Origin of the sequence: Flagellimonas algicida (genome assembly GCF_049629585.1) — a bacterium.
Classification (GTDB): Bacteria; Bacteroidota; Bacteroidia; order Flavobacteriales; family Flavobacteriaceae; genus Flagellimonas.
Genome location: NZ_JBMYIX010000003.1, coordinates 92458 through 108608, shown reverse-complemented (window position 1 = coordinate 108608; position 16151 = coordinate 92458). Strand labels below are relative to the sequence as shown.

Annotated in this window: 19 protein-coding genes; 4 read left to right on the top strand and 15 right to left on the bottom strand. The window is 43.0% G+C overall.

Features of this window, described 5'->3' with window-relative positions:
* Nucleotides 1-136 precede the first annotated feature (136 nt).
* Nucleotides 137-1237 carry a DUF4407 domain-containing protein gene (locus ACPD8L_RS14295; RefSeq protein WP_423944012.1) on the top strand — a complete coding sequence of 367 codons (1101 nt, stop codon included), beginning with the start codon at nt 137-139 and terminating at the stop codon, nt 1235-1237.
* On the opposite strand, the gene ACPD8L_RS14290 is transcribed toward ACPD8L_RS14295, so the two are convergent.
* The 6 genes from ACPD8L_RS14290 to ACPD8L_RS14265 are packed head-to-tail and all read right to left on the bottom strand — an operon-like array spanning nt 1234 to nt 5497.
* Nucleotides 1234-3003, bottom strand: a complete 1770-nt coding sequence (locus ACPD8L_RS14290; protein WP_423944009.1) for a MutS-related protein — start codon at nt 3001-3003, stop codon at nt 1234-1236. The genes ACPD8L_RS14295 and ACPD8L_RS14290 overlap by 4 nt on opposite strands.
* Nucleotides 3004-3010: 7 nt before the next feature.
* Nucleotides 3011-3370, bottom strand: a complete 360-nt coding sequence (locus ACPD8L_RS14285; protein ID WP_423944007.1) for an MmcQ/YjbR family DNA-binding protein — start codon at nt 3368-3370, stop codon at nt 3011-3013.
* On the bottom strand, nt 3367-3768 hold the full coding sequence (locus tag ACPD8L_RS14280; RefSeq protein ID WP_423944004.1) for a Dabb family protein: 402 nt from the start codon (nt 3766-3768) through the stop codon (nt 3367-3369). The genes ACPD8L_RS14285 and ACPD8L_RS14280 overlap by 4 nt, the downstream gene beginning before the upstream one ends.
* 4 nt (nt 3769-3772) lie before the next feature.
* Nucleotides 3773-4396 carry a DUF4230 domain-containing protein gene (locus ACPD8L_RS14275; RefSeq protein ID WP_116217112.1) on the bottom strand — a complete coding sequence of 208 codons (624 nt, stop codon included), beginning with the start codon at nt 4394-4396 and terminating at the stop codon, nt 3773-3775.
* Nucleotides 4389-4748, bottom strand: coding sequence for a DUF4260 domain-containing protein (locus ACPD8L_RS14270; RefSeq protein WP_423944002.1), 360 nt, complete (start codon nt 4746-4748; stop codon nt 4389-4391). The genes ACPD8L_RS14275 and ACPD8L_RS14270 overlap by 8 nt, the downstream gene beginning before the upstream one ends.
* Nucleotides 4745-5497, bottom strand: a complete 753-nt coding sequence (locus ACPD8L_RS14265) for a cyclase family protein (protein WP_423943999.1) — start codon at nt 5495-5497, stop codon at nt 4745-4747. Before ACPD8L_RS14265 ends, ACPD8L_RS14270 begins: the two co-directional genes overlap by 4 nt.
* A 219-nt stretch (nt 5498-5716) precedes the next feature.
* Here ACPD8L_RS14265 and ACPD8L_RS14260 point away from each other — a divergent pair, with 219 nt between their 5' ends.
* Both ACPD8L_RS14260 and ACPD8L_RS14255 read left to right on the top strand, forming a co-directional pair.
* Nucleotides 5717-6148, top strand: coding sequence for a hypothetical protein (locus ACPD8L_RS14260; RefSeq protein ID WP_423943996.1), 432 nt, complete (start codon nt 5717-5719; stop codon nt 6146-6148).
* Nucleotides 6149-6163: 15 nt separating this feature from the next.
* The gene (locus ACPD8L_RS14255; RefSeq protein ID WP_423943994.1) at nt 6164-6862 is read left to right on the top strand and encodes a hypothetical protein; all 699 of its coding nucleotides are present in this window, start codon (nt 6164-6166) and stop codon (nt 6860-6862) included.
* A gap of 107 nt (nt 6863-6969) precedes the next feature.
* Here the strand turns inward: ACPD8L_RS14255 and hemW are convergent, their stop codons facing one another.
* From hemW to ACPD8L_RS14220, 7 genes are all read right to left on the bottom strand, one after another.
* Nucleotides 6970-8094: a radical SAM family heme chaperone HemW gene (gene hemW / locus ACPD8L_RS14250; RefSeq protein WP_423943991.1), complete on the bottom strand. Its 1125-nt coding sequence runs from the start codon at nt 8092-8094 to the stop codon at nt 6970-6972.
* 92 nt (nt 8095-8186) lie between these two features.
* Nucleotides 8187-8738 (bottom strand): crossover junction endodeoxyribonuclease RuvC, encoded by a 552-nt coding sequence (ruvC, locus tag ACPD8L_RS14245; RefSeq protein ID WP_421810775.1) that lies wholly within the window; start codon nt 8736-8738, stop codon nt 8187-8189.
* 4 nt (nt 8739-8742) lie between these two features.
* Nucleotides 8743-9219, bottom strand: a complete 477-nt coding sequence (locus ACPD8L_RS14240; protein WP_116217105.1) for a hypothetical protein — start codon at nt 9217-9219, stop codon at nt 8743-8745.
* Nucleotides 9220-9323: 104 nt separating this feature from the next.
* Entirely contained in the window at nt 9324-10736 is a 1413-nt protein-coding gene (locus tag ACPD8L_RS14235; protein WP_423943988.1) for a TonB family protein, read from the bottom strand.
* The gene (locus ACPD8L_RS14230; protein WP_293303320.1) at nt 10733-11095 is read right to left on the bottom strand and encodes a BlaI/MecI/CopY family transcriptional regulator; all 363 of its coding nucleotides are present in this window, start codon (nt 11093-11095) and stop codon (nt 10733-10735) included. Before ACPD8L_RS14230 ends, ACPD8L_RS14235 begins: the two co-directional genes overlap by 4 nt.
* A 123-nt stretch (nt 11096-11218) precedes the next feature.
* Nucleotides 11219-13444, bottom strand: a complete 2226-nt coding sequence (locus ACPD8L_RS14225) for a TonB-dependent receptor (RefSeq protein ID WP_423943986.1) — start codon at nt 13442-13444, stop codon at nt 11219-11221.
* 109 nt (nt 13445-13553) lie between these two features.
* On the bottom strand, nt 13554-13940 hold the full coding sequence (locus ACPD8L_RS14220) for a hypothetical protein (RefSeq protein ID WP_423943983.1): 387 nt from the start codon (nt 13938-13940) through the stop codon (nt 13554-13556).
* 186 nt (nt 13941-14126) lie between these two features.
* Here ACPD8L_RS14220 and ACPD8L_RS14215 point away from each other — a divergent pair, with 186 nt between their 5' ends.
* Entirely contained in the window at nt 14127-14639 is a 513-nt protein-coding gene (locus tag ACPD8L_RS14215) for a DUF456 domain-containing protein (RefSeq protein ID WP_116217100.1), read from the top strand.
* Here ACPD8L_RS14215 and ACPD8L_RS14210 read toward each other — a convergent pair.
* A complete protein-coding gene (locus ACPD8L_RS14210; protein WP_421810772.1) occupies nt 14636-15190 on the bottom strand; it encodes a nitroreductase family protein in 555 nt (184 codons plus the stop codon). The two genes, ACPD8L_RS14215 and ACPD8L_RS14210, sit on opposite strands and share 4 nt — an antisense overlap.
* Nucleotides 15191-15238: 48 nt before the next feature.
* Nucleotides 15239-16126: a LysR family transcriptional regulator gene (locus ACPD8L_RS14205; RefSeq protein ID WP_421810771.1), complete on the bottom strand. Its 888-nt coding sequence runs from the start codon at nt 16124-16126 to the stop codon at nt 15239-15241.
* Nucleotides 16127-16151: the final 25 nt, after the last annotated feature.

Genomic DNA, 16151 nt, shown 5'->3' with positions numbered 1-16151 from the left:
ATTTTGTTTATGATGCGCAAACTTAGGTTTTTAAAATGACCCCAACCAAAGGTTCATGCTCAATTTCCCGGTTGTTTGTGTAACAAATCACCACAAATCGCGTTCTAATACTCTATCAATCAAAGAGAACACAATCATGTTGCAACGTTTTTTTATTTTCTGCTCTGGGGCAGATACAGACCTTCTATCCACTTGTTCCAATGGGGAACAAAACAAATATGCCGGAATTGGCGCCACCGTATTCTTTACCGCCGTCATGGCATTCATCGCCAGTGGGTATGCCCTATACACCGTTTTTGACAATATCTACACTTCCCTATTCTTCGGATTGATTTGGGGACTGTTGATTTTCAACCTGGACCGATACATTGTATCGACCATAAAAAAGCGGGACCATATTAAAAGTGAACTGCTCCAAGCAGCCCCAAGAATCCTTTTGGCACTGATCATAGCAGTGGTCATCTCAAAACCTTTGGAGATGAAGATTTTTGAGAAAGAGATCAATCAAGTGCTCCTCGAGGAAAAAAATACGATGACCTTGGCCAATAAGGAACAATTGGCTTTGCAATTCACTCCAAAGATTGAAAGCTTGAATCAAGACATCGTCAAGTTGAAGGGTGAAATTGCCGCCAAGGAAGCCGAGACCAACCAACTCTACGACACCTATATCTCCGAAGCTGAAGGTACCGCAGGAACTGGTCTGTTGGGCAAAGGTCCCGTATACCAAGAGAAACGCGAAAAGCATGATGCCGCCTTAGCGGAATTGAACAGCTTGAAAGAAACCAACGCTTCCAAAATTGAAGATATAGAAGCCCAAATTGCGGCTTTGGAAACCGATTACAATACAGCGGTCTCCAACTCGCAGCCTATTATTGATGGTTTTGATGGGTTGATGGCCCGTATCAATGCTTTGGGCAAATTGCCATGGTTTCCCTCGTTCTTTATTTTCCTGTTGTTCCTGGCCATTGAAACGGCCCCCATCATCGCCAAACTATTGGCCCCAAGAGGCGAGTACGATTACAAATTTGAGGAACAGGAAAGTGTGGTGGCCACATGGGTGACCCAAAAAGTGGAACACCGAAAGTTACTGTTGTCCACCGATGGTGAAATCAACCAGCAGATTTACGCCGACATTAAAAATGAAGAGGAACTGTACCGATACAAAAAGGAAAAGGCAGAGGAATTGCTTCGTCTTCAGGCGGATTCTTTTCATAAAGTGCAGGTAAAAGGACTTTAATCCACTATTCCCATATTCTTGAGCAAGAACGAGGCATTCATATTTTGACAAATGCCCTCTTTAAATTGGTAGTCGAAGTAGAGTTGTCCATTTACAATCTGAGCATCAAAATATTTGTTTTCCACTTGTGAAAGTTGATCGGACAATGTGCATAAGCTCAAATCGTGGGTGGCCACCAAACCTGTGGCGCCAATCCGAACCAAACGCTCCACAAACTTTTTGGAGCCCTCGGCCTTGTCCACACTATTGGTGCCTTTCAAAATTTCATCGAGTACCACAAAACAATTCCCTCTCTGCAATTCTTCCACGATAAATTTCAAGCGCTTTAGTTCAGCGTAAAAATAGGAGGTTTCATCCGCCAACGAATCCGAAGAACGCATGCTCGTCAACAATCGGACGGGCGCATATTTTACCTCTTTTCCTTTTACGGGCAATCCCATGTTTGCCATAACAATTTGCAAGGCAACCGCCCTCAAAAAGGTACTCTTCCCCGCCATATTGGCTCCGGTAACGATACAAAAACGCCCCTTTCCTATTTCAAAATCGTTCAGTACATTCTTTTTTGGGTCTACCAGCGGATGTCCCACAGCTTTGGCGGTTAAAACAGTATCGCCTTCCACCAAATCGGGATAGGTATGATCGGGATGGTTAAAGGCATAATTCCCCAAACTGATGTACGCATCAAATTGCGCAATGGCAGCAAACCAATCCTCGATATCCTTGCCGTATTTTTCTATCCAAGATTCAACCTTATAGGTGTAGTAAAGACTCCATAAACCAAGGCCTTGTGCAAACATTGAAATGAGCAGGTTTTGCTGCTGTTCCAACATCATCATATCTTGATAGAAGCGTTTTACAATTTTGGAGGTCTTCTCCCCTTCTACCTCCAACTTCTTTTGAAGTTTCTTCAGCAATTCCGAAGTAAATTGCTGCCCTTCCAGTTCGGAAATCAGCCTTTGATGTTGCTGAATGGTTTCCTGTGCCTCCGAAACCTTTGTTGCAAAACTTAGAATCTTCTTGGCGTATCGCATCACAATTCCCAATCCCAAAAAATACCATACCAGCACCAAACTTTCGGGCACTTTTCCCAAGAAGGCCAAGATGATCCATAAAATGGAGAGCAATACAAAGATCGGGGCCACTATCCCAACCCATTTTGGCGTGAATGTTTTGTGGTCTTTCATCCATTTGGAAACCACGCTAGGCGATATTTTGGGCTTTGTTTCCCCGGCCAAGGCCAAAAAATGTTGCCTCCATTCAGGAAGCTCTGCCAATTCCTTGATGGCCTCCTGCTTTTTGAGAATATCCTTGGGTTTATCATCCAACAACAGTTGGGCCAGCACGCCGCTCCCCTGTTTCAAAACGGTTCGGTTGCTATACTGATAGAAAGACCCCCTACCGAACAAATCCAGATCTTGTGCATAGGGATGCTCGGGTTGCAAAAACTCCCTTCCATCTGGCAAATGATGAAACTTACGGTCCAGCACCTCCAATTCCGTCTCATTGAGGGCCACCAACCGTTCCAAATAGGCTTTTTCCTTTTTCAGGTTGACAAACCGGGCCACGAGATATAAAAACAACGTGACGCCAAACACAAAAATTCCAAATACAGCGGATTGCCCCCAAAAGAAATAGATGCCTGCCACTAGGGCCACAAAAATGGCGAGTCGGATGGTAGCCAAAAGGCCCAATCGTTTTTTTACTTGTTGAAGATGGGCAGTATGTTTATCCCGTTGTTGGGTATAGAACTGTTTTACTTTGCTCATTCAAAAATCAATCTAAATCCTCTAATTCCTGCTTTAGTTTTTTGGTAAGACTGGCCACTACCAAATCATAGGAATGGTCCAGCAATTCTTTGATCAACTGTGGCGGAAGATTGTCCAAAAACAAGGTATTCCAATGCTTTTTACTCATGTGGTAGCCTGGAATGATGTCCCCATCGTGTTCTTCCCGAAGTTCTATGGCTCTTTCCGGGTCGCATTTTAGGTTGCACTGGGCCGGAAGGCGTTCCAAGGCCACCAAGGCAAACATTTTTCCCATCACCTTGAATACCAAGGTGCTCTCGTCAAAAGGAAATTCCTCCGTAATCCCTTTTTTATTCAGGCACAGGTTGCGAAACTCTTCAATGTTCATGGTCTCACGCCTTCGGAATCATACACAATCACCTTTTCCCACAAGTCTTTGCACTCCTCAATAAAAATCAGATGGGCCTCCTCTTCCTGATAGGCTTCTTGGGCCTCTGCAGATTCAAAAGTCACGATAAGGGAATAGGTAAAGGAATCGTCCACCACATCCCTGACCGCTTTGGGCGGAGTGCCCATAAAATTGGTCTTCGCGTATTTGGAGTTGTCCAAAAACTTCTGCAACGAAGCTTCAAACTTGGTCCTCTCCGCATGACTGTCCGGATTCTTCAACCAGAAGTAAACGGTGTGTGCAAAAGCGTGGTCAAAATTTTCCTCGCCGTTTTTGATCTGTACGCAATTCGTAGCAAATACCCCAACCAAAAGCAGGGTCAAAATTTTTGTTTTCATACTGTTATTCTTCTAAAAAGTGTTTTTCCCTATTGGAGATTTCCAAAGCGGAGTAGTCCAATCTCCATCCGATGGTCTCCACAATTTTTTCCACCAAAAGAACGGCCTGCAACGCTTCTTTGCGAGCGGTATCCATCAATCCACTTTCCGGAATTTTCTGTTTGATGTGTTCCTTGGCCTCTTGATTGAGTTTGGTAAGATCATCTGGCGAAAAGCTGTTGAACAATCCATTTTTAATGTCATAAAACTGCAGGTCCGGCTCAATGGAAAGCACTTCGGGCTCTGGAAAATTATTTAAAATGATGCGCTTCTTCTCCGTATCGGCCTTCAGGTCCAATTTGGTCAAATCGTACCCAATATGTGCCTTTGCCTTGACCACGATCAGTGCCTTTTTTTTGCTTCGCAACAGGCTCATGAATCGGTCTTTGGTGTTTTCGTAATGGTAGATTTCGGCGAAATCCCCTTCCACCGAAACCAGTTTGCAGACGCTCCTGATCTTGTCCAGCAAGACGGTGGACTGCTGTTTGGTGAGTTCTTTACTTCTCTTCTTCCGGAATAGCGAGAACAGCCAATACATGAGTATGGCCCCCAGTATCAATCCAAGAAGTACGTCGATGATATCACCCATTCTTTTTTCCTATTTCACCCAAATGGGTAAACTTAAATCCCTTTTCATATTTTAATCCGTAGCCCAAGGCCCTGTCCAAGGCCGAATGGGAAAACAAGATGATCCCAATGAGCTGGCATAAAGGTATTGAAAAGTAACTTCCCAGCAGATATACCAAAACGGCCACTCCCTTATGGTGAAAGAAATTGTACGCAAACGTCCCTACCTTGTTCCCAAAAAGGTAGCCCAGCGCACCAATGTCCGGGGCCAGGATCAAGACCGGGAACCACCACCAAGCGTAATCCAAAAGGCTGAAAAGATAGATACCCAGAACGAACATCATCACCTCTTCCAATTTCAATGTTGTTTTCACTTGTCCTCGATTTTATATAAGATAGGCCTGCTGGGGCTGGCATCATTCTCGAAAGGGGCCACCTGAAGGTCTAAAAAATAGGTGCCGTCCAATACGGTGTTGGGCACATAGATGAACTCGGTAATGGTCGCCGCTTTTCTCTGCTTCCCATTCACATTCCAAAAGGCTTTATGGGCCAATAATTCCCCGTTGTCCCGTTCCTTGTCCACGGAAGGAAGGTCCACCAACAAGTGATCCACTCCTTTTTTCATCAAGTACTGCACCGCTTCTTCCAAAAGGTATGGCGGGTTGGTATCCGAATATTGTTTGGAACGCTTATCGCCAAGGTTGGGCAAGGTTCGGATGACCAGCGCTTCCCTTTTCTTGTTGCCCAAGGCGTATTTGAGCTGTTTTTCGGAAATGACAAAATCTTCTCCCTGTTGTTCCGGGGCCACGGTGATCACCTCGGCCAGAAAAAAAAACCGTTTCATTTTCTGGTTGATGGAATGGAACGCTTCGGTGATATGGCCCAGACACTCGGTATGGGTAATATGGGAATGCGGGTTGAACCAGATATCGTTAAAGTTCACTGGCGCCCCTTGGGCCACACTCCCCACAAAATCCCCTTCTTGATGTGCCTCAATCCTGGGTGGCCCCAAATACCAGGCGTTCACATTGGTTTTCTTCCCGGTCAAGGGAATGGAAATATCCAAAGGGCTGGCCAAATCTATCTTGTAATTCTTGGAATTGTGTTTTATGGTTGCAATCATCTACGCTGGACTTATTGTAGTAATTAAGTCAATTCCTTTGATAAATCCAATAAATACGGATTTTATATCAATTGAAAATAAGGTTCTGTCAACCCAAAACAGGCATCTGTCCAATTCAATCGGATTCTTGGTTGAAAAAAGCTTACTTCACTTATCGGTCGATATAATTCATTATGAACGAATCATATCTTAGAACGTTGTAACACATTTTGCAAAAAAATGAAAAATAAAATTTCCATAATAAATATTACTCTCATATTAATTTCTTTTTTTATTATTTATGGTTGGTCTTTTATACCTTATCCGAAATATTTACAACAGAATACAGGGATGCTAAATAATCAATACATATTAATGTATAATATTGCTTCCATAATTATTTCAATTAGTTTAATATCTATAGTTATTCCACAAATCGGAAATAAAAAGTGGATGAAAATTTTGACAATTTTAATTTCTACAATTGTGTTATTAACAAATTTTGGTTATTTAATTCTTTCACTTATATCACAAAAAATATTTGTAAATACCTCCCAAAAACTATGGATGATAAATATTTTGATTGTGAATATAATTGTTGGAGTATTATTTGTGAGAATTGGAATGAGATGGTGGAAAGAAAATGAAAGATATGAATCTCATTTGGACTGAAGCTGAAAAAACGAAATGCAACTAAAGAAAATCACAGATAAAGGAAAGACGGGAAACTTCTATGTTGGTAATTCTGAAATTCTGATTATAAGTTGGAATAACGGGACAAATCCCGACTTTTTTGCATTTGGTGAATCAAGAGAACTTCAACAAGTTGACAAAGGATATTTTGCAATCGAGACAGTCGGAGAGAACTATAGACTAATCGAAGAACAACTTCCCTCAAACATAGAAAGCTATAAATCGACAAAAGATGGAAAGGGAAATCAATACTTCTGTTTTTACCAAGAAGGAATAATTCACGGGTTTGACAAAAACGCTGAAAGAATACTTGAGTGGGGAGCTGATGAAATAGGACTAGGACACCCCATTTACGATATTGACTATCAATTTCCAGATTTTCTTTGGCTTGCATTTCCGACAGGACAGACAGTTGCTCAGGCTTCAATTTCCGAACAAAAAGAGACTTATAAAATTGGAGATTACACTTGGGAAGATAAGTACGACCCTTTGAGCTATCCTGAGAGTTTGTTTGTAAAGGGAAATTTCGTTTTTATCCCGAATATGGGAAACAACAAGCTATTCAGGTTTGACAATGAAGCTAAGAAACTTGAACTAATTGAAACCTTTGAAAAAAAGCTTTGGCAATACGAAGAAACTGACTTAGGAACATTTATCGTGACTGACACAGGAATTTATGAAATTGAAAAATAAAAAAGCTAGCCGCTAACAACGACTATAGTGCATGCCCTACGGGACCCGCAGCATAGCCAAACCGATAAGTGTACCTCACCCAATTGTTAGGATTGAACTGGATACCGTTACTTAACAAAAAACAGGTCACTGGCAATCCCATCCACCAAAAACTTGCTTTTTTTAGTGGCCAACAGTTTCCCTTCACTTTCAACCAATAGGCCATTATCCCTATATTTTTGGGATTGAAGGACCAAATACTCTACATATTTTTCACCAAAATCGGAGGCCACCCATTCCAAATCAACACCCCAAATGGTGCGCAGGCCTGTCATCACAGCCTCGTTGTACCTGTCGGATTGGGAAAGGGTCTCAATTTCCATGGGCAATATCCCTTCGGTAATTTTTTTAATATAGGTAGGGTTATTTCGGATGTTCCAACTGCGGTTTTTGCCATCAAACGAGTGGGCAGACGGACCTACCCCCACATAGGTTTTCCCCAACCAGTACGCTGTATTGTTCTTGGAAAAAAAACCGGGTTTTCCAAAATTGGAAATTTCGTAGTTCACAAATCCCTGGGCTTCCAACATATCCACCAAAATGTAAAACTGTTCTTGGGCCTGTTCGTCGTCCACATTGGGCACCACTCCCTTTTCTATAAATTTTTGGAGTGCCGTGCGTGGCTCCACTGTTAAGGCGTAGCTGGAGATATGGGGCAATCCAAAATCGAGGGCTTTTTGGATGTTGGCCTTCCATCTTTTGTTATCCATTCCCGGGATGCCGTAAATCAGGTCGATGGTGATGTTATCGAAATACTTGGTGGCTTCCTGAATGCATTTTTCGGCTTCGGAGGCATTGTGGGCCCGGTTCATCAGTTTCAGGTCTTCATCAAAAAAAGATTGGATGCCGATGCTGAGACGGTTTATGGGACTATTGGATAGTTGGATGATTCGATGGTTGGATAAATCATCAGGGTTGGCTTCCAAAGTGACTTCGGGCCGGTCCATTACTTTGTAATGGTCATATACGGTTTGAATCAGAAACTCAATCTCTTCATTGGAAAGCACCGATGGGGTACCTCCTCCAAAATAGATGGTCTCCACCACATCATCGACCTCCGATTTCCGCAACACCAATTCCTTGGCAATGGCCTGTACCATAGCTTCCTTTTTTCCCAATTGTGTGGAAAAATGGAAATCACAGTAATGGCATGCTTGTTTACAAAACGGGATGTGGATATAAATACCGCTCATTCAATGGACAATTAACAATTAGCAATTTACAATGATCATTTACTTATAAATCAGATTTCAGATGTCTGATATCTGATATCCATTGTAGATTGTTAATTAATTTTATTCGGATTTTGCTTCACAAAAGCCTCCCATCCCGAATAGCTTTTCCCAACTTCTACCCTGCCCTCATTGTAGAAATGACAGACAGCCGCGGCCAGACCATCGGTACTATCCAGATTTTTGGGAAGTGATTTCAATTTTAAGACACTTTGAAGCATTCGCGCTACTTGCTCCTTACTGGCGTTTCCGTTTCCCGTAATGGCCATTTTTATCTTCTTGGGCATGTACTCAGTGATAGGGACCTGTCGGGAAAGCCCAGCGGCCATGGCCACGCCCTGTGCACGACCCAATTTGAGCATGGACTGTACGTTCTTTCCATAAAATGGGGCTTCAATGGCTATTTCATCGGGGTGGTAGGTATCGATGAGTTCCAAGGTGCGTTCAAAAATCAGTTTGAGTTTGGTATAAGGGTCATCGTATTTTTTGAGCATCAACTCGTTCATCTGCACAAAGTGCATCTGTTTGTTGACGACCTTGATGATCCCGAACCCCATGATGGTGGTTCCCGGGTCTATCCCTAAAATGATTTTTTCTGTTGCCAAATCGTTATTGGGTATTTAGTACCAAAGGTAGCCTAAATCGAAGACCAACTGGATTTCCCTGTTTTAGGGCCGGTGCCACGGTGGTCAAATCGTTCAAGCGTTCGGAGACCCGTAAGTTAAAATCCGATATTTCATTGAGCACGGTGTTCTTTTCCTCCACGTTCAACACGGAGATAAAACCATGTTCATCAATGAGAAAATCAATGTAGACCGTATCGTTCATATCGTTATCCACCTGAAATTCCAAACCGGAGAGCGCTTCGGAAAAATAGTCCAACATCACACTTTGAAAGCAATCCCGCTGGACAGGTTTTGTGGCCATTTCATCACAATCTTCAAAAAGAGGGTATTGGTCCACATCGTTCCAGTCTATGGCCAACAGTTTTTCATTGACCACTTTCTGGGTCTGTTCTTCCTTGGACATAAAGAGTTCACAGGAAACCAGCAAACCAAAAAAGGATAACAACATGTACTTCTGCATAACAGCCCCGAGAATTTGGCTGAAATTACGACTTTTTACCGAAGAATGGTAAAAGCAAAGAGGCCTGAAAATGTTTCAGGCCTCCCTACTTCCAACTATTCCGACTACTGAAGTTTAAAGCTTATGGGGATGGAGAAAGGAACACCTACCACATGCCCTTTTTGTTTTCCGGGCTGCATGACCGGCAACTTTTTTATGATCCGCTCCGCTTCCGCCTCCAACAACTCATGGGGTCCCCTGCTTCTGATATCCGTGATGGCCCCATTGGTATCAATGACGAAAATTAAACTGACCCTTCCCTGAATTCCCATTTCTTGGGCTTCCTTTGGGTAATTGAAGTGCTTTCGGATATGCTTTTCCACATTTTCCGTGAAGCAGGCTCTTTTGTCCGTAGCATCTTCACAGCCGGGGAAAATCGGAACTTCTTCAATAAAGGCAAAAGGAACTTGAACTTCTTCAGAGATATTTATACCCGCTCGAACATTCCAACCATCAACATTTTTCGCTGACTCATTCAATCTTTTTACCATGACTTGGGCCATTTTCGCAATTTGGTCTTGTTCACTCTTTGTTAAGGAATCTTTGTTTTCTATTTCTTCATTTAGGATGGTCAACCGTTCCTCTAATGAAAGTTCATTCGTTGTTGATGTCCCTACATTGGAATCCTTTTCACATGAAGTGTACACCAACATCCCCAAAACAAGGGGGAGCAATACCACATACTTTAGCTGCCAAATGGCCTTGGATCGTTTTTTTTGTAACATGACTATTCGTTTTTTGATTAATGATTGATTAAAAAATTGATTGACAAAGCTGATGTTCTGTGTTTGGAACGCTTCGGACAACAGCATTTGAAAATGGGCTTTTTTATGATGTTTCACCGCTTTTGCATCGGCAATGAATTCATGCAATTCTGCCATTCTATTTTGGTACACATAGACCAAAGGGTTGAACCAAAAAGCGATCCGGGCCAACTCAAAAAAAAGAAGGTCTAGAGAATGCCATTGTTTGATATGGACCAGTTCATGGGCAATAATGCGGACTTCCCTCTCCTTCTCAATATTTCCACCCAAGAAAATATTCCTGAAGAATGAAAAGGCCACTACGCTTTCTTTTACCGTAATCTTGATAAAATCCGGGTGATGCTCCACAACCCCGTCCCTCTTCAGTTTTATGATCTGAAACAGCTTATGTGCCAACCAACCTGCAGCGACAACGCTGCCCAATCCCATTATCCAATAGTACCATGGCAACACTTCCCAAAACCGGGTTGCGCTTTCCACTCCCAATACCACCCCATCCAGTTGGTACATAAAGACCGGGATTTCGGCTAACTCTTGCGGCATGGTCGTTTTAAATGCCTCTATCTTGACCCAAGGCAATACCAAGGACAGGGCAAAAGTGACCAAAAGATATACCCTGTTCCATTGAAAGAAGGTTTCTTTCTTCAAAAAAAGATCATAGGCCAAGAGAAAGACCAACTGAAAGATCAGACACTCCAAGATATAGGTGATCATTGCTCCTTGTCTTTAATGTTTTTCATGATGTCTTCGAGCTCCTTCAGGCTGATGTCGTTCTTCTTCATAAAAAAAGAGACCATGCTGGAGAAGGAACCTTGAAAATACCCATCAACCAAGGTGTTCAATCGTTGGTTGCTATATTCCGATTTCTGTACCAAGGGAAAATATACATGTCCCTTACCCACTTTTTCATGGGATACAAAGCCTTTGTCTTCCAAAATCCGAACAATGGTCGAAATGGTGTTATAGGCCGGTTTGGGTTCGGGCAGTTCCTCCAGAATGGCCGCTACATTTGCCTTTTCTAATTGCCAGAGCAACTGCATCACTTCTTCTTCTGCTTTGGTGAGTTGTTTCATTTTTCAACTAACTTTTTAGTTCAATACGAAACAAATATAACTAAATTTTTAGTTTAAACTAATTTTATAGTTAAAAAGTTCAAAAAGAATCCGCTGAAGTATACCTCCCCAGCGGATTTTTCTTTAGAAGGTAAGACTGACCTTCCCTCGAAGATAAAAAGGCATTCCCGGGGTAAAATGTATCTCTTCCACGGGGCTAGGTTCACTGAACAGTCTACTCTCAGTAGCAAATTGGGTCTCATTCCATTGCGTGTCGAACAGGTTTTCCACAATCACACTGAACGTCCAATTGTTGAGGCCGTAGTTCAGGGTGGCATCGGTCACAAAATAGCCGTTGGCCACAATGGAATTGTCCTCGTTGGCCGGTCTGTCGTCCACATATCTGTAATTAAGTCCCCCTGAAAACCCTTGGTCGGTTCCTGCAGTAAATCCACCTACCACGGTAAAATCCGGGGCCAAAGGAATATAATCTTCCCCATCGGCCTCTTCAGTACTTCTGGCATGGGTATAATTGGCATCGGTATAGAGGTAGAGTCCCTCAAAAGGTTGGTATCTGGCCCCCACTTCCAATCCCAATCGCCGCGTCTTGCCACTAGGCTCCACCACTCCAGCATCTCCCACATACACAAACTCTTGATCTAAGAACAAGCTCCATAAAGTAGCATTCAAGACCAATTTATCAGCCGGTTTTATGATGGTTCCCAAATCCACACCATAGGCCGTGGGAAGAATATCCTCGCCTTGATTGGCCACTACGACCCTGGCATCGTTGGAATGGAATCCCATTCCTGTTTTGAGGAAGAACTGGGTGTTTGCCGTTGGGCTAAAAATAGTATTGAACTTGGGACTGAAGGCTACTTTTTCCTCACTTCGGTTATCATACAGTTCACTGAGCTTGTTCACATAATCAAACTTGAAATAATCCAACCGTAAGGCAGGTTCAAATGTAAATTTCCCGGATTTGAATGCTGCCCCGGCAAACGCATAGGTATTTACTTCATCCACATCACCATAGGCCAAACGCTCCAAAAGCTCTTGACGGTTCAAGGTGTGCGAAAGTTCATTGTCATCCACATTGTCGTACCGAAACCCTACTCCTGCCTGATACTTGAAATTGGTGGACCCTAATTGCGCCGTATTATTTTTAAATACGGTCCTGGCCCCCAGCATCAAGCGGTCTTCATATTGTTTGATTTGATCTCCGTTTACTGGGTCGTCCAAGAAAAAGGTAAAGTTGGAGTACAGTTCAAAATCGTAGTGCGACAAAAAAGCCATGGTGTTGAGCGATTTCCCATCGTTTAGATTTTTATTGTGGTTCACCACAAAATTGGTCCGGCTGGTCTGCCCTCCTTCGGTATCGTCAATGGAGCCAAACCGACTTATCAATCCTTGATCAACAGCTCGTTGCGGAATCTGTCCCGAGGCATCCCACTTGCTTTGAAAATGCGAAGCGGTCAACAACAATTCCTGATCGCCGGGCAAGGCATAGCGATATCTTCCCAAAATATTAAGGCGATTAAAATTCTGTGGCGATTCCACCGGGCCATTGGTCAGATACAGCTCGGATGCCAAATAGGCACTGCTATTCCCTTGCTCCAACACATTGAACATCCCCAAAAACCGTCGCGTATCAAACTGTCCCACTTCTGTGGATACCATACTGTTTTGCAAGCTTTTTCTCAGTCTTAAATCCACATAACCGGCCGTGTTGAAATCGCCTTGCTCCATATAGTACGGTCCCTTGCCAAAGTTGACGTTTTCAATGGTTTCCGGAATTACAAAGTGAAGGTCGGCATACCCCTGACCGTGGGCATGTGATACCATATTCACCGGCATCCCATCCACATTGATGGCCACATCGGTCCCATGGTCCACATCAAAACCACGCAAAAATATTTGCTCTGCCTTTCCACCTCCGGCATGTTGCCCTATGATCAAGCCGGGGACTTTTCTCAGGATTTCCTGTGATGATTTTACCGGGTCGGCCTTTACATCCACATCCACCAAACGGCTCAAAGCGTTCACCTCGGAAACCAAAACCACTTGGTCCAAGGAAATGGAACTTTCATTGAGCACGATCCGAACGGGTTGCTGTAAATCTTGAGCACTCACTACCCTAGTTTGAGTGGCATACCCTAACCGTGAAAAATAAATGGTATCGCTCACCGAAGTACGGTCCAGAACAAAATGTCCGGTACCATCGGTATGGCTGTGTTGGCCATTGGTCTTATTGAATATGCCCGCATCTTCCAACGGGGAGCCATCGGCAGTTACCAATTGACCCTTATAATCTTGCGCGGCAATTGCCCCCATGACAAATAGGGAACATACCGCCATAAAATATTTCATGTCGTTGTCTTTTTAATTTGATTTATATAAATAGATCTGAACCTTAAGAACACTAGACCCATTCCAAAGAAGATTGGAACCTGTTCAAAAAAATTTGGCCTAGCCTTTTTCAGCAATATTTAGGAGGAGGCGTAATCACATTTTGGCGCCAAAAAGAAGTTATGCCTTGGTACGCCCAATTTCTATCATTGACTTCCAACGTATATATTTCCGATGTAATACGGGTTTCTTCACTAAAATGTTTGTCTAATTTAAAGAGGACTTCATCTTTCGACTTTTGTTCATCAGGCTGATTGGCCTCCAATAAATCCTTTAAGGCCTCCAAAGCTTCGTGCGAGTGGCCTGCCATGGCTTCCAAGGACGAATAATCAATTGTTTGATGATTTGCAAAAAAGCTATGGTGTTCCTCATTCCCATGTTGATGGGTGCTGGCATCCAGTGCATGGGATACCTCGTGCAATACTTCAATTAAAAGTCCATTGAAAAGTCCCAACAAATAAAATAGGCATAGTGCAAGGCAGCTTGCTCGTGTGAGTCTCGATTTGGAATATGTCGGTATCGGTTTCAAAAGCATAACTTCCGGCGTTTCAAATCTACTTACGAAATCTTTACCAAGTCGGTTTTATTCCACTTTCTTTGTAACAATTGTGTCCTACATTTGTCTAACCATAAACACCATACCATGGATATTGTCTTATTGATTTTGGGATTTGTTCTGATGCTGGTTGGGATATTGGGCAGTTTTTTGCCTGTACTCCCCGGACCGCCCATAAGTTGGGTTGGACTATTGCTATTGTATCTGACCAAGGCAGTCCCCGATAATTGGTGGATTCTTGGAATCACTTTTGTCATAGCTATCACTATCACAGTTCTGGACTACGTGATTCCCGCCATGGGCACCAAAAAGTTCGGAGGAAGCAAGGCGGGCATGTGGGGTACCATCGTTGGGTTACTGGTGGCCATCTTTTTTCCGGTTTTTGGCCCATTCGGAATCATCATTTGGCCCTTTATTGGTGCCTTGGTGGGCGAATTATTGAACAAGGCCAATCAAAAAACCGCCCTTAAGGCGGCTTTTGGTTCATTTTTGGGTTTTTTAACGGGCACCTTCATGAAATTGGTACTGACTGTTTTCTACGCTATATTTTACGTTTACATTGCCGTAAAATATGCGGGTGATATTTTCACTTTCAGTTAATCCAACCACTCTACTTTTTCTGTAATTGGAGTTCTATCGGAAGATTCCACATCTCCTTCATAATGGCCCATATAGAAAAAGCCCAAACATTTTTCTCCGTCATTCAAATTGAAGAATTCATCCATGTATTTAATAAGTCCGGGAGAAGACCAATAACAGCCGATACCCAGTTCCGTACAGCACAACCACATATTTTGGACGGCCATGGCCACGGAGGCGATTTCCTCCCATTCCGGGAGGCTCTCTTTTGGGTCCCGCTGCATACAAATGGCAATCACCGCTCCCGAATTGGATGGATTAAATTGTAGCTTTTTAATCTTTATTTGCTTTGGATTGGGGTCCGTTTCTTCATATTTATTGGAAAGAAAAATACCCAACTCTTGCTTCTTATCCCCTGTCAACACCTTGAAGCGCCAAGGTTCGGTCTTTTTATGGGTAGGAGCCCAATTAGCGGCTTCCAAGATTTTTTCCAAGGTTACCTTGGCGATGGGCTTATCAATATACTGGGCAGGAAAAATACTTCTCCGTTCTTTTATCAAGTCAAAAATCATAGCCATTCTTTAAGATGAAATCCAAAGGTACTTCCCAAAAGATTCCCATCATAATTTCATGAGCAAATCCATACATTTTTGGAGCGCCGGATTTCTATTGTCCGTTTTCCAGACCATGCTCAACACCGCGCGTTGTGTTATTTTTTTCATTTCTATGAACTTCACCTTCATCTGAAACCCATGTTGAAGGGTAGTCGGCACAATGGCAATCCCCAATTTATTTTCCACCAGTTTAAAAATGGTCTGTGCATGTACCGATTTGTGTGAAACATGGGGTACAAAGCCGCTATCCTCACAAATACTCAGCACCGTATCGTAATACATTGGGCTGTAGTCTTGGGAAAAAAGGATAAAATCTTCATCCGCTACCTGATTGATATTCTTAAAATGCTTTGCCTCCAAAGGATGATCCTCGGGCAAGACCAAGGAAAAGGTATCCTCAAAAACCGGTTTCACATCCAATCCTTTGGGTACGCGGGACAATCGCACGAAGCCCAAATCCAAACGATCCGCCAATATCGCATTGATCTGCGCCCGGTTGGACAGTTCTTCCAAAGTGGTGTGTACCGTGGGATATTTCTCCTTCAATCCCAATAATAAATTGGGGACCACATTTTGCATGGCAGAACCCAAAAAGCCAATGCGCACCTCTCCCAATTGTCCATCGCCAATAAGTTTTACATGCTTTTTGGTTTGGTCCAGATGGTTCAGGATAAACTCCACCTCTTTTTTTAAAAACTCTCCCGCAGGGGTCAGACTCACCTTCTTTTTATCCCTCACAAAAAGTTGGGTTCCCAATATCTCTTCCATCTGTTTGATTTGCGTACTCAGACCTGGTTGGGAGATAAACAACCTTTCCGCCGCTTTTCTGTAGTGGAGTTCTTCGGCCACGGCCAAAAAATAAATGAAATGTCGAAGCTCTATTTGATAATTCATACTTATCGATTATTACAAAAATAAG